The 13,223-nt window shown below is 67.4% G+C and carries 12 protein-coding genes; 7 read left to right on the forward strand and 5 right to left on the reverse strand.

The window, feature by feature from the left end:
• Window positions 1-47 precede the first annotated feature (47 nt).
• From ABS64_RS00860 to ABS64_RS00885, 6 genes are all read left to right on the forward strand, one after another.
• Entirely contained in the window at window positions 48-1,139 is a 1,092-nt protein-coding gene (locus ABS64_RS00860; protein WP_285180310.1) for an IS630 family transposase, read from the forward strand.
• Window positions 1,140-1,207: 68 nt separating this feature from the next.
• Window positions 1,208-1,630 carry an SDR family oxidoreductase gene (locus tag ABS64_RS00865; protein WP_288785859.1) on the forward strand — a complete coding sequence of 141 codons (423 nt, stop codon included), beginning with the start codon at window positions 1,208-1,210 and terminating at the stop codon, window positions 1,628-1,630.
• 82 nt (window positions 1,631-1,712) lie between these two features.
• Complete coding sequence (locus ABS64_RS00870; RefSeq protein WP_288785858.1) at window positions 1,713-2,744, forward strand: alcohol dehydrogenase catalytic domain-containing protein; 1,032 nt, start codon at window positions 1,713-1,715, stop codon at window positions 2,742-2,744.
• Between the two features lie 388 nt (window positions 2,745-3,132).
• A complete protein-coding gene (istA, locus tag ABS64_RS00875; protein WP_292680122.1) occupies window positions 3,133-4,725 on the forward strand; it encodes an IS21 family transposase in 1,593 nt (530 codons plus the stop codon).
• Window positions 4,722-5,471 carry an ATP-binding protein gene (locus ABS64_RS00880; RefSeq protein ID WP_292680123.1) on the forward strand — a complete coding sequence of 250 codons (750 nt, stop codon included), beginning with the start codon at window positions 4,722-4,724 and terminating at the stop codon, window positions 5,469-5,471. Before istA ends, ABS64_RS00880 begins: the two co-directional genes overlap by 4 nt.
• Before the next feature lie 143 nt (window positions 5,472-5,614).
• Window positions 5,615-6,895 carry an MFS transporter gene (locus tag ABS64_RS00885; protein ID WP_292680125.1) on the forward strand — a complete coding sequence of 427 codons (1,281 nt, stop codon included), beginning with the start codon at window positions 5,615-5,617 and terminating at the stop codon, window positions 6,893-6,895.
• Between the two features lie 110 nt (window positions 6,896-7,005).
• Here ABS64_RS00885 and ABS64_RS00890 read toward each other — a convergent pair whose 3' ends face one another.
• Window positions 7,006-7,419: a hypothetical protein gene (locus ABS64_RS00890; protein WP_292680127.1), complete on the reverse strand. Its 414-nt coding sequence runs from the start codon at window positions 7,417-7,419 to the stop codon at window positions 7,006-7,008.
• On the opposite strand from ABS64_RS00890, the gene ABS64_RS00895 reads away from it, so the two are divergent.
• Entirely contained in the window at window positions 7,406-8,023 is a 618-nt protein-coding gene (locus ABS64_RS00895) for an alpha/beta hydrolase (RefSeq protein WP_292680129.1), read from the forward strand. The two genes, ABS64_RS00890 and ABS64_RS00895, sit on opposite strands and share 14 nt — an antisense overlap.
• 64 nt (window positions 8,024-8,087) lie before the next feature.
• Here ABS64_RS00895 and ABS64_RS00900 read toward each other — a convergent pair whose 3' ends face one another.
• The 4 genes from ABS64_RS00900 to ABS64_RS00915 all read right to left on the reverse strand — a co-directional run bounded on the left by ABS64_RS00900 (window position 8,088) and on the right by ABS64_RS00915 (window position 13,095).
• Window positions 8,088-9,047 (reverse strand): phosphotransferase, encoded by a 960-nt coding sequence (locus ABS64_RS00900; protein ID WP_292680130.1) that lies wholly within the window; start codon window positions 9,045-9,047, stop codon window positions 8,088-8,090.
• Window positions 9,044-10,360 (reverse strand): ethanolamine utilization protein EutH, encoded by a 1,317-nt coding sequence (locus tag ABS64_RS00905; protein ID WP_292680132.1) that lies wholly within the window; start codon window positions 10,358-10,360, stop codon window positions 9,044-9,046. Before ABS64_RS00905 ends, ABS64_RS00900 begins: the two co-directional genes overlap by 4 nt.
• A 163-nt stretch (window positions 10,361-10,523) precedes the next feature.
• Window positions 10,524-11,855, reverse strand: coding sequence for an aminotransferase class III-fold pyridoxal phosphate-dependent enzyme (locus ABS64_RS00910; RefSeq protein ID WP_292680134.1), 1,332 nt, complete (start codon window positions 11,853-11,855; stop codon window positions 10,524-10,526).
• A gap of 4 nt (window positions 11,856-11,859) precedes the next feature.
• A complete protein-coding gene (locus tag ABS64_RS00915) occupies window positions 11,860-13,095 on the reverse strand; it encodes an FAD-binding oxidoreductase (RefSeq protein ID WP_292680135.1) in 1,236 nt (411 codons plus the stop codon).
• Between the last annotated feature and the right edge of the window lie 128 nt (window positions 13,096-13,223).

The following is a 13,223-nucleotide window of genomic DNA, read 5'->3' on the forward strand; positions in this document are numbered from 1 at the left end:
CTAGTGTCGTGCGCCAGTAATTCATTGGATTAGTTGTAGAATGGGGCATGCCGCGCACTGGACGCCCGAAGACCCCGCTGGAGCTCACCGGTGAGGAGCGGGAGCAACTTGCACGGTGGGTGCGGCGGGCGAAGTCGTCGCAGGCGCTGGCGTTGCGGTGCCGGATCATCCTGGCGTGCGGCGAGGGGCTGGACAACAAGACCGTCGCGGAGCAGGTCGGCTGTTCGCAGAACACCGTGAGCAAGTGGCGGGCGCGGTTCCTGGAGGCCCGCTTGGACGGACTGACCGATGATCCTCGTCCGGGGCGGCCGGCGACGGTGACGGCGTCACAGGTCGAGGATGTCGTCGTGGCGACGCTGGAGTCGACGCCGGAGAACGCGACGCACTGGTCACGGGCGAAGATGGCTGACCGTACCGGCTTGTCGGCCTCGACGATCGGGCGGATCTGGAAGGCGTTCGGGCTGAAGCCGCACCGCACCGACGGGTTCAAGCTCTCCAACGACCCGTTGTTCGTGGAGAAGGTCTACGACATCGTCGGCCTCTACCTGGACCCGCCCGAGTCCGCGGTCGTGTTGTCGGTGGACGAGAAGTCGCAGGTGCAGGCGCTGTCCCGCTCGCAGCCGGCGTTCCCGATGATGCCGGGCATGCCCGAGAAGCGCACGCATGATTACTTCCGGCACGGCACGACAAGCCTGTTCGCCGCGATGAACGTCGCCGACGGGACGGTGATCGCGTCCACCCACCGTCGGCACCGGGCGGTGGAGTTCAAGAAGTTCCTACAGAAGATCGACCAGCAGGTGCCCGAGCACTTGGACGTGCACGTGGTTTGCGATAACTACGGCACGCACAAGTCCCCGACCGTGACCACCTGGCTCGGCAAGCACCCGCGGTTCCACATGCACTTCACCCCGACCTACTCGTCCTGGATCAACCAGGTCGAGCGGCTGTTCGCGGAAGTCACCCGAGAGTTGCTGCAGCGCTCAGACCACCGATCCGTGCAAGCTCTAGAGAAGGACCTCCGCGACTGGGTCAAGGCATGGAACGAGAACCCGAAACCGTTCATCTGGACCAAGACCGCCGACCAGATCCTCGAATCCCTCGGACGACTATTACAACGAATCAACGGCGGAGGACACTAGGCCCGAACGAGATGACTGGCGCCCAAACAGCAAACTGGCGCCCGAAGGGTGGTCAGCGCGGGGTGAGGATGCCGGGGCGCCAGCGCTCGGTCGTGCAGGCCACCCAGATCGTCGGACGCCAGATGCTGGAACGCGGTGACGGCAAGGTCGTCAACCTGGCGTCCATGCTGTCGTACTTCGGCGGCTTCACGGCCGCGGCCTACGGTGCCACCAAGGGTGCGGTCGGTCAGCTGACCAAGTCCATCGCCAACGAGTGGGCGCCGCGCGGGGTCAACGTCAACGCGGTCGCGCCCGGCTTCATCGCCACCGACATGAACACGGCACTGGTCGCCGACGAGACGCGCGACCGCCAGATCCTCGAGCGCATCCCCGCCGGACGCTGGGGACGACCCGACGACATCGCCGGAGCCGTGCTCTTCCTCGCCTCTCCCGCCGCCCACTACATTCACGGGGCCTTGCTGCCCGTGGACGGCGGCTACCTGGGGCGCTGAGCGCGACGGTGGACCCGGCAGCCGCCCTCCGCCACCCACTGAACCGACATCCTCCGATCGCATCAACGAAAGGCACGCAGACGTGAAAGCCATCGTCGCCCACGGGCCCCTCGACCTCCGGGTCGACGACTGGGCCGCACCCGACCTCGCCCCCGATGAGGTGCACGTCGAGATCGTCTACGCCGGGATCTGCGGATCCGATCTGCATTACCACCAGCATGGACGCAACGGCACCTACGAGATCCGGGAACCGCTGATCCTGGGCCACGAGGTCGTGGGTCGGATCGCGGCGGTCGGTGCCCAGGCCGGAGTGGACCTGCCCGTCGGCACCCCGGTCGCCGTGCACCCGGCCACTCCGACCCCCGCTCCCGGCCAGACAGAGGGCAACGGGTTGAATCTGACCGTCGGCGGCACCTATCTGGGATCCGCGTCGACCTGGCCGCACACTCAGGGCGGCATGGCCGAGACCCTGCCGGTGACCGGCGACCAGCTGCGTCCGCTGCCCGCCGATCTACCCCTGCGCCGCGCCGCGCTGGCCGAGCCCCTCTCGATCGCGCTGCACGGGGTCGACCGGGCCAAGGGCCTCGTCGAGGGCGCGCGGGTGCTCGTCTGCGGTTCCGGACCGATCGGACTGCTGGCCGTCGCCGCGCTGAAGAGGCGAGGAGCGGCGCATGTGACCGCCACCGATCTGCATGCCCGACCGCTGCAGATCGCCCGTGCCATCGGCGCTGATGCGACCGTGCAGTTGGGCGTCGATCCGGCCCCCGAACCCGAGTCCTTCGACATCACGGTCGAGGCGGCCGGGGTGTTGCCCTCCACAGTGGCCGCGATCGGCGCCGCCCGCCGTGGTGGCACGGTCATCCAGCTGGGCATTCTGCCCAAGGGCGATCTGGGTGCACCGCTGTCGACGATCGTCAGCAACGAGCTGTCCTATCTGGGCTGCCAGCGCTTCGACATCGAGATGGACGAGGCGATCGAGATCCTCGCCGAGTCGCCCGAACTCGATGCCGTCGTCACCGACGTGTTCGCCGCCGATTCCGCGGCGGAGGCCTTCGCCAAGGCCGCCGACTCGGCCGTGTCGACCAAGGTGCTCGTCGCCTTCCAGCCCGAGTAGTCCTCCGCGCCGCTGTCGGTCACGCACTCTCGCTGACAGCGGTGTTCAGCGCCACACCCTTCACATCGCCACCACATCCTTCTGCTCCACCCGACCCACACATCCCTGGAGCGTGAGATCCCTCGCGCCCGAATCAAAGGAGATTCCATGGCTAGAACAGCCGCAACCGCCACCGACCCCGTCGGCCAGGTGGTCCGAAAAGTCACCAAACGTCTGCTGAGTATTCGGCTTGCTGAGCGCCGCGCGTATCGCGGTCGGGCACCGCGTCGCCGTGGGCGTGATCGTCGCCGTGAGCGCCACCGGATCGTCGATGTGAGCGCCACCTGTCGCGCGGGTTTCTAGGCTCCTTCTGCCGCGTGGCGACTCACGCGGCAGAAGGAGCAATCGAATGGTACGAAAGATCAAAGCGAAGCTCGTGCTTCGCCTCCGGGCCGAGGGGCTCTCGCGTCGACAGATCGCCGCGCAGGGCATGTCGAGGCATTCCGTTGACGCGGTCATCGCGGCCGCCGACGCGTCGGGCGTGTTCTACGACGAGGTCGCCGAACTGTCGGACGCGGATGTCTACGCGCGTGTGTTCCCCGGTCGGGGCGAGCATCACAGCGTCTACGTCCAGCCGGACTGGGACGAGGTCCATCGGGAGCTCGCGAGAGTGGGCGTCACGCTGAAGCTCCTGCATGGCGAGTATCGCGATGCCTGCCAGGCGACGGGGACGGCCGCGATGGGCTATGACCGGTTCTGCAAGACCTACCAGCAGCATGTCCTCGTCGCCGGGTTGACGTCGCGCGTCGGCCACAAGGCCGGCCAGAGCGTCGAGGTCGACTGGTCCGGCAAGACGATGAGCCTCGCCTCGGTGACGGGCGAGCGCACGCGGGTGTTCTTGTTCGTCGCGTGTCTGCCGTTCTCGCGGTACGCGTTCTGCTGGCCGTCGCTGGACATGAAGCAGGAAGCATGGCTGCGCGCGCATCAGGCGATGTTCGACTGGTTCGGCGGGAGCGTTCCACGGATCGTTCCAGACAATCTCAAAACGGGCGTGATCTCGCATCCGGCCGAGGGCGAGGTCGTCCTCAACGACGCGTATCGCGAGCTCGCTGCGCACTACTGCGCGGCGGTGCTGCCGGGCAGGGTCCGGAAGCCAAAAGACAAGGCGAGTGTCGAGAACACCGTCAGCGGGGTCGCGACCTGGGTGATCGCGGCGCTGCGGGACGAGCAGTTCGCGACGCTGCCGGAGCTGCGCGAGGCGATCTACGAGCGGATGGACGCCTATAACGCGGCGCCGTTCCAGAAGCGCGCAGGGTCGAGGCTGTCGGTGTTCGAGGCGGAAGAGAAGCCGCTGCTGCGGCCGCTGCCGGCGGTCGCGTATGAGATCAGTCGCTGGTTCTACGGCAGGCGGGTCCGTAAGGACGGGCATGTGGTGTTCGAGAAGAACTTCTACTCGGTCCCTTACGCGCACGTCGGGCGGGCTGTCGATCTGCGCGTCACCGAACGGGCGTTGGAGGTGTTCGACGGCGATGCGCGGTTGACGAGTCATCTCCTCGCGCCGGTGGGGGTCACGGGCGAGCACTACACGCACGACAGTGACCTTCCGGACGGTCCGCGGTATCGCCAGTGGGATGCCGAACGCGTCCGGGAGTGGGCGGCCCGGGTCGGGGAGAACACCACGACGATCGTGAACCGGATCTTCGAGTCCGTGCCCGTTGACGAGCAGGGCCTGGACGCGGCTCTCGCGGTGCTGCGCCTCACCCGACGCTACTCGGCCGGCAGGGTCGAGGTCGCCGCGCGTGTCGCACTCGGGTCACAGGTCCGTTCGCCGCGTTACGCGCACCTGCGACCGATTCTGGAGACCGGGCAAGACGCGCCGCCGGGCCGGCGACGGCCACGGTTCGAGCCATCGTCACCGCCATCGTCATCGCTGGGCGACGCGTCCGCGGAGCCAGCGGGGTATGTCCGCGGGGCGGACTACTACGCGGGAGAAGACCGGTGAGCCGGATCGACAGCGAGTCCAAGCGCAAGCTGCGCGAGATGGGCGTGAGCGTCTTGCTGGACGCGTTCGAAGCGCAAGACGACACCCTCACCCTGGGGATGGCGTTCGAAGAGCGCGTCAAGCTCGCCGTCGACGACGCCCACGCCGCGTTCACGCAGTCCAAGGTCGAGGGCCTCATCCGACGGGCAGGGCTGCGTTACCCGGACGCGGACCTGCGTCGTGTCGATCTGATCGAGCAGCGCGGCCTGGACCGGGGTGTTCTCGCTCAGCTGGGGACGTGTTCGTTCATCACCCAGCAACAGAACGTCGTCTTCCAAGGCTTCACCGGGTCGGGGAAGTCGTATCTCGGGTCCGCGCTGGCGAAGCAGGTCTGCCAGCACCGCTATCGGGCCCACTACATCCGCATGCCCGACCTCGAGGAAGCATGGGCGACGGCGCAGGACAAGCCCGGCGGGCGAGAGAAGTGGTTGCGGAAGTACTCATCGTTCACGCTCCTCGTGATCGATGAGTGGCTCCTCGACCCGCCCGACGATGATGTCAGATCGATGCTGCTGGAGCTGCTCGAGCGCCGCTACGACGCCGTCTCGACGGTGTTCTGCACGCAGTACGCGAAGAAGGACTGGCATCAGCGGCTCGGGTCAGGTGTTCACGCGGACGCGATCATGGATCGCATCGTTCACAACACGATCTGGATCACGACCGGGGAGATGAACATGCGCGAACAGGCCGCGACGGCGACGCGGTGATCACAGCGTCGGTGAGCGTCGACATGCGCGGCGCTCACCGACGCTCCTGCTGGCGCTGAACCGCGATATCGAGTGGCGCTCGACCGCAATAATCAGCGGCGCTCACACCGCCGAATACTCATCTGCTCCCGCTGCTGCTGCTCATGTACGTGCTGGCGTTCCTGGACCGCGCGAACCTGGGCTTCGCCAAGGAGTCCTTCCAGGCCGACACCGGACTCTCGGACGCCGCCTATGCGCTCGGTGCCGGGCTGTTCTTCATCGGCTACGCGATCTTCGAGGTGCCCAGCAACCTGATCATGCGCCGCGTCGGCGCCCGTTTCTGGTTGGCCCGCATCATGATCTCGTGGGGCATCGTGTCGGCGCTCATGATGTTCGCCAACAACGAGTTGGCCTTCTACCTGCTGCGTATCCTGCTGGGCGCGACCGAGGCCGGCTTCTTCCCCGGCGTGATCCTGTACCTGACCATGTGGATCCCGGTGCAGCACCGGGCGCGAGTCAACGGCTTCTTCTACTTCGGACCGCCGCTCGCCTTCATCATCGGTGGCCCCTTCTCGGGTCTGCTCTTGGATCTGGACGGTCTGGCCGGGTTGGCCGGCTGGCAGATCATGTTCCTGGTCACCGGTGTGCTGACCGTGCTGGTCGGTCTGCTGGCGATCGCGTACCTGGACAACGGTCCGGAGACGGCGAAGTGGCTGACCAGTGAGGAGAAGTCCGTTCTCAAGGCCTCCATGGCCAAGGAGAACGAGGCCAAGGAGGGCTTCTCGCCGCGCGGAGCCTGGCGGGCGCTGCTCAACCCCGTGGTGCTCTACTTCTGCCTCATCGCGTTCACCATTCAGATCGCGAACTACGGGGTGAACTTCTTCCTGCCGACGCAGGTCGGCAAGATCGTGGGCGAGTCGGTCGGATTCCAGGTCGGCCTGATCACCGCGATTCCGTGGATCGCCGCCATCATCGCGACCTTCCTGTTGACGCGTCTGGCGGACCGCACCGGAAAGCGCCGCCTGGTCGCCGCGCTCACCCTGTTCGGGGCCGGCGTGGGACTGTTCCTCTCGGTGTTGACGTCAGACCCCGTCCTCGCGCTCGGCGCACTGTCGCTGGCCGCCGCCGGCAACATCGCTGTGCAGCCCGTGTTCTGGACGCTGCCGACCTCGTTCCTCACGGGTGCCGCCGCGGCCTCCGGAATCGCCTTGATCAACTCGCTGGGCAACCTGGGTGGATTCGTCGCCCCGATCGCCCGGACGGCGGCCGAGGACGCCTGGGGTGACCAGGCCGGATCGTTCCTGCTGGCCGGAGCCGCTTTCGTCGGTGCAATCCTGCTGTTCCTGTCCAACCGGGTCAATAAGGGTGTCGCGACCATCTCGGAGCTGCGCGCCGACGACACGGTCAGCGTCTACCTGAAGTCAGCGGATCGGTCCGCGCGCTAAGGATCCCTAAAACGCCACGGTGCCCGCGGGAATCGAGCTGTCGCTCGTGATTCCCGCGGGCACCGTGGTGTGTGGGCATTGTGCGCTCTGGCCGCGCCGGCCTTCGTTTCTTAGACGGAGGCGTGTGCCGCGCCGCCGCGGTAGGCGGAGCCCGGGTGGCTGTCGACCAGATGCGGTCCCTCGGCGCCCAGTCGCTGGCGCAGGGTGTCGCCGGGAGTGGGGTCGGCCATCAGACCACGACGGCGCAGTTCGGGCACGACCAGCTCGAAGAACGCCCCGAACGTGCCCGTGTACTCGGGCTGGACGAGGAAGCCGTCGGCGCCCGTCGCCTCGAGCACGGCCTGTGCCTGGTCGACGACCTGGACCGGGTCGCCGATGAACGGGGGGCCCATGACGCTGTTGTTCTGGAATTCCTCGAGGATCTCGCGGACGGTCGGTGCGTCCGGTCCCAGGAAGCGCTCGATGTTGGTGCGTCCGGTCTGCGAGTTGGCGACGGAGGGGTCGAGCGGCTTGTCGGGATCCATCGATACGGCGTTCTTGTCCGGACTGGTCGACGCGATCGTCGAGATCGAGAAGCCGGTTCGGTTGGTGGGACACTCGCTGGGCGGGCAGTGGGCCATTCGCATTCTGGAGTCGGTGCCCGATCGTGTCAGCGCGATCACGCTGCTGTGCAGCAGGGACACGCCCTTCCCGGCGTTCCTGCCCGCCGCCCAGCGTCTGCGCGACGGCGATCCGGTGGACGTGGACGGCGCCATGGCGCGATGGTTCACCGCCCAAGAGCTGAGCGCCCCCTCGCCAGGATCGGGTGCCACCGACGCTGCACCCGACGTGGTCGGCTATGCCCGCCGGTGCCTGTCCACGGTCGATACCGCGAGCTACATCCGCGACCTGGAATCGATCGCCCGCTTCGACCGCTCGGACGTGCTTGCCGAGACAGATGCGGCGGTCACCCTCATCGCCGCAGAACTGGATGCGGTGTCCACTCCGGAAGCCATGGCGCAGATCGGTGAGCGCGCGGGCGTGCCCGTGACCGTCTTGCCGGGAGCTCGGCACATGAGCCCGTTCACCGATCCGGAGGCTCTGGCGGCACTGCTCACGGGAGAGGCGCGGGTCGGGCAGGAGGGCTAAAGAGGCGGTCACGGTGCGGGGCGCGGATAAGACCCCGCACCGTGAATCTAGGGGACCAGCGGAACTAGGAGGCCAGCCCCGCGCGGTGGGGCAGCAGCGATCTCGCCCAGTGGAAATCCTCCGAGGCGGCGATCGCATTCAGGCGGGCGAGGCAGTCCTCGAAGTAGCCGGCGTGGTCGAACTCGCTGAAGCCCTGGGCGCCCGCGACGGCGGCCCACAGCGTCTCGCGCAGCAGGCCGACCCACGAGTAGACCACCACGATGGCGTGGACGGCGGGATCGTATTCGCCGGCGTAGTTCGCGATCACCGCGCGCTGCTCGTCTGCCGACAGGGTGCACTTCCACAGCATGTCGCCCAGGTCGTAGAGGGGATCCCCGAGGCCTGCGTACTCCCAGTCGATGAGATAGGTCTTGTCGGCGACCAGGATGTTGTTCACCGACAGGTCGTTATGGATGAACGTCCGTGTGTAGGGTCCGCGTTCGGCCTCCAGCGCATCGAGCAGGGCGAAGGTGGAGGCCAGGCGCTGCGCCTTGAGGGGGTCCGCTCGCCGTGCCTGGTCGGCCATCCACCGGGCCCCGATGAAGCCGTCCGAGCACAGGGACTGGAACTCGGGCCCGGCGGGCACCGCGTGCAGCCGGCGGAGCATGCCACTGAGATCGGCCAGGGCTCGAGCGCGGTCGGGACCGGCTTCCGGCAGCGGCGAGGCGATGACGAACTCGGTCACGATCGCTGCGGGCTCGTCCAGCAGCGCGACGGTGGCCGGGGCGATGCCCAGATCGTGGGCGACGCCCAGCGCCAGGCGTTGCACGTCCCGCAGGATGCCGACCTCGGCGGCGCGATCGGCCGGCATCATCAGCTGGACGAACAGTTCGCGCTCCTGGCCCGACTCGGTGACTCGCCAGTTGAGGTTCGTCATGCCGCCGTCCAGAGCCGTCGCCTCCCAGCCTCCATTCGGTAGGACCTGGTCCATCACCGATTGCAGGGTGGCGGGGTAGCCCGACTGCGGGGCGGTTGCGGCACTCATCGGGTGCTGCCTTCCCCCTCGGTGGCAGGGTCCGTCGCGATCGAGGCCTCCGCGGACCCGTCCGAATCGCCCTCGGCGGCCAGAGCAGCCTCGGCAGCCTCTGCCGCTTCGCGTTCCTTCTCTTCGCGCTCGAACCGCTGGGCGGTGGGAACGGCGATCCACACCGCGATGACCATGGCGAGGATGCCGGCGACGACCTTGCCGATCATGAGCGGGCCGATGAGGTTGGGCTGGAAGTTGGCGGTGAAGGCCAGATGGTCGCCGATGAGGAAGGCCGCGCTGGTCCCGAACGCGATCACCAAGACCTTGTCCTTGGCCTTCATGTGCTTGACCAGGTGGAAGGCGGCCAGCATGTTCGCGGCGGCTGCCAGGACACCGGCCGTGCCCTCGGGGCTGATGCCGAAGCGGCGGCCGATCGCACCCAGCGGCTTGGAGGCGTAGGTGCGGATCGCGTAGACCAGCGGGAACGCGCCGGCGAGCACGATTCCGACGTTTCCGGCGATCTCGAGCGGACGCATGGGGTCCTCGGCGGTGGCGATGATCGGCTGGAAGTTCCACCAGGGAAGGTTCGCGCTGAAGAATCCGGTGACGTGCTCGACGATGGCGAAGGCCAGCACGATGTAGATGCCGCCGTTGAGGATCTTGCCGAACCAGATGAATCCGGTGACCATCTGCCGGGTGGCGAAGTACAGGCCCAGGGCGATGGCGACCGAGATGACCAGAACGGGCAGCAGGTTCAACAGCAGCATGCCGATGTCCAGGCCGTCCAGCGGGACATCCGAGGGGCCCTCGGTCGAGGAGGTGCCGCGTACCGTCGTGCTCGTGGTCATCAGGATCATCATGGTGACGAAGACCCCGACGGGGATGGTCAGGATGCCGCTCATGATGCCCAGGGCGAAGTACTTGTGATCCTTCTTCTGCAGGATCGCGAGACCGACCGGGATGGTGAACGAGATGGTGGCACCGGCCATGAACCCGGTCACCGACGCGATGATCCACGACGCCGGTGAACCGGCGGTGGCCTCGGCCAGTTGATAGCCGCCCACGTCCGAGGCGATGAAGGTCGTCGCGGCCATGGCGGGGTCGGCGCCGATGGCCGTCCAGATCTGTCCCACGACGTTCTCGACGAACGCCGCGAGGTAGGGCAGCGCGGCCATGACGCCGGCCACGGGGACGAAGAGCGGGCCGATCGAGTACAGGCCCTCCTTGAATTCGCGGCCTATGCCGCGGTCGCCGCGGAAGACCAGGGCGAACGCGCCGATGAGCACGAACGCCATCATGATGTAGATGACGATGTTGCCGATGAGAGCCATGACTGAAGTCCTTAGTGTGAGGAAGCGACTGGAGATGGAGCGTCTCGGTGCAGTGGAGCGGAGTGCAGTGGTGCGGAATGCAGTGGTGCGGGGTGGAGCGCAGTGCGGTGGAGCGAGACGGACACGGGGTGGGCCGTTTCCGTCAGTGGGACGCTGACCGGGGTCAGCGGGTTTCCCGCAGGGCCGCGTCCAGCCCGGCGATGAAGCGATCGATGTCCGAGGCCGCGAAAGCGAACGGCGGTCGGATCTTGAGGACATTGGAGTGGGGACCCGCGACCGAGGTGAGGATGTGGTGACGCCTCAGGGCATTGATCACCGCTAGGGCGCGCGGACCGTCGGGTCGGGCCAGATCGTCGGTGTCGTGCACCAACTCGATGCCCAGATACAGCCCGCTGCCGCGGACGTCTCCGATGCCGGGGTGCGAGGCGGCGAGCGTGTTCAGCTCGCCTATCAGCTCGGCACCGACCCGGGCGTTGTGGCCCGGAAGATCGTCGTCCTGGATGATGTCCAGGACAGCCTGTGCGGCGGCGATGGAAACCGGATTGCCGCCGAAAGTGTTGAAGTACGGGACGCGGTCGGCGAAGCTGCGGAAGACCTCCGGCGTGCCGACGACTGCGGCGACGGGCATGCCGTTGCCCATCGGCTTGCCGAGTGTCACCAGATCGGGAACGACTCCGTGCCGGTCGAAACCCCACATGCTCGTCCCGGTTCGCCCGAAGCCGGGTTGGACCTCGTCGGCGATGAACAGTCCTCCGGCGGCGCGCACGGCGTCGATGGCCGGTGCCAGGAACGGCACCGGATCGGCGAAGACCCCGTCGGACGAGAATAGCGAATCGGCGATGAAGGCCGCGAAGCGGTGGCCGGAGGATTCGAGGTCGGCGATCGCCTCGGTGATGCGGGCGGCGAACCACGCTCCCAGGTCGTCCGTGTCGACACGGTACGCGTCCGGGGCCGGAATCACCCGGACGGACCCGTCGAGGTCATTGCCCGAACCGAGCGCGGGCGAGAGCGCGGAGGTCAGCGCCGAGTTGCCGTGATAGGCCTCCTCGGTCACGATCACGCCCGTGCCTCCGGTGTGCACCTGCGCCATGCGCACGGCCAGGTCATTGGCCTCGGACCCGGTGCAGACGAACATGGCCTGCTCGAGTCCGTCGGGCATCGTGGCCGTCAGCTGCTCGGCGTAATCCAGGACCTTCTCGTGCAAGTAGCGGGTGTGCGTGTTCAGTTGCAGAGCCTGCTCGGTGACGGCGGCGACGACGCGGGGGTGGGCATGGCCGACGCTGGCGACGTTGTTGTACATGTCCAGGTACTCGGCGCCGTGCGCGTCCCACAACCTCGCGCCCTCGCCCTTGACCAGGTGCACGGGGTCTTCGTAGAACAGGCGGTAGCTCGGTCCCAGGACGCGCTCGCGGCGCTGGATCATCGCCAGGTCGGTGGCGGAGGATCCCGAATCGGCCCGGAACGAGTTGCCGTCCATGATGGTGGATCGACGCATGTGGCTACTCCGTCACCAGGGCGTAGCGCCCGATTTCGTGCAGGCGGGTCTCGGCGAGCATGGCTTCGGGATCGGTCTCGAACGAGGCCGGGAATCGGTCCAGCGCGAAGTCGGTGACATCGATGGGAGGCGTACCGGTGGCCAACCAGGTGCTCATCACCCAGCCGACGCCGCCGGCCGATGCGATGCCGTGTCCGCTGCCGCCGGCGGCGATCCACAGGCCTTCGGGGCCCGCGGGGGCCATGATGATCTCGCCATCGGGAGTGACGCCCTCCGGCCCCTTGATAACGCGGTCGACGCCGACTTCGGCGAGCACTGGGAAGCGGCGGACGCAGGCGTCCCAAGCGGGGATCATCCGGTCGAATTCGGGCTCGAAGAGGTAGCGCGCGGTCACGGGAACGTCGTCGACCACGTCGAACTCGGGGTCCTCGACGTAGGAGCCGACGACGAGGCGGTCGCCGCTGGCCCGCATGATCATCGATTCGTCGGGCTCGCGCACCGTGGGGTAGCCGGCGACTTCGGGGTCGATCGGGTTGGAGTAGATGAGCTGCTGACGCGAGCAGAGCAGAGGCACGAAGGCGCCTGCCTGCCTGGCGAGGACGGTCGTGTGCATGCCGCCGGCGAGGACGACCTGGGCGGCCGTCACGGTTCCCCCGTCGGTCTCGATCACCCAGTGACCCTCGTCGGTGCGGGTGAGCGCGGTGACGGTCGTGCCCGTGCTGATCTGGGCACCCAGTTCGACGGCGCGCTGGGCGAGACCCACGGCCAGCTGTTCGGGGTCGACATAGCCGTCGGAGGCGATCCAGCAGGCGGCGAGGATCTGGTCGGTGTCCAGCGTGGGGACGATCTCGGCGATGCGGTCGGGGGCGATCATCTCGGCATCGATGCCGAGGGCGCGCGCCTGGGCGACCTGTTCGGTCATCTCAGCGACGCGGATGGGGGTGGTGGCGATGCGCAGGCTGCCCACGCGACGGAAGTCCAGCAGACCCGGGGTGCCCTCCTCCAGCGAGGCATAGAGCGCTGCGGAGTGGCGGATCACCTGCATGATCGGGTCCTTGGAGCGCAGCTGGCCGACCATACCGGCCGAGTGCCACGTGGTGCCCTCCGAGACACCGAAACGTTCGATCACGCGAACGGAAAGATCGGTATCGCGGGCCAGGTGGAAGGCGATGCTGGTGCCGAATGCGCCGCCGCCGATGACGGCGACATCCACGTCGGTGCTGGTCGTGTGCTGGCTCATGCTGGTGGAACTTCCCTTCCTCGAAACGTCTAGTGTCGTGCGCCAGTAATTCATTGGATTAGTTGTAGAATGGGGCATGCCGCGCACTGGACGCCCGAAGACCCCGCTGGAGCTCACCGGTGAGGAGC

It is taken from the genome of Microbacterium sp. SCN 69-37 (genome assembly GCF_001724435.1).
GTDB classification, from domain to species: Bacteria; Actinomycetota; Actinomycetes; order Actinomycetales; family Microbacteriaceae; genus Microbacterium; species Microbacterium laevaniformans.

Bases quoted from the DNA above. Each gene is read 5' to 3' on its own strand.
- ABS64_RS00860 (WP_285180310.1), top strand. From the start codon at position 48: ATGCCGCGCACTGGACGCCCGAAGACCCCGCTGGAGCTCACCGGTGAG.
- ABS64_RS00865 (WP_288785859.1), top strand. From the start codon at position 1,208: ATGCCGGGGCGCCAGCGCTCGGTCGTGCAGGCCACCCAGATCGTCGGA.
- istA (WP_292680122.1), top strand. From the start codon at position 3,133: ATGGTACGAAAGATCAAAGCGAAGCTCGTGCTTCGCCTCCGGGCCGAG.
- ABS64_RS00885 (WP_292680125.1), top strand. From the start codon at position 5,615: ATGTACGTGCTGGCGTTCCTGGACCGCGCGAACCTGGGCTTCGCCAAG.
- ABS64_RS00890 (WP_292680127.1), bottom strand. From the start codon at position 7,419: ATGGATCCCGACAAGCCGCTCGACCCCTCCGTCGCCAACTCGCAGACC.
- ABS64_RS00900 (WP_292680130.1), bottom strand. From the start codon at position 9,047: ATGAGTGCCGCAACCGCCCCGCAGTCGGGCTACCCCGCCACCCTGCAA.
- ABS64_RS00905 (WP_292680132.1), bottom strand. From the start codon at position 10,360: ATGGCTCTCATCGGCAACATCGTCATCTACATCATGATGGCGTTCGTG.
- ABS64_RS00910 (WP_292680134.1), bottom strand. From the start codon at position 11,855: ATGCGTCGATCCACCATCATGGACGGCAACTCGTTCCGGGCCGATTCG.
- ABS64_RS00915 (WP_292680135.1), bottom strand. From the start codon at position 13,095: ATGAGCCAGCACACGACCAGCACCGACGTGGATGTCGCCGTCATCGGC.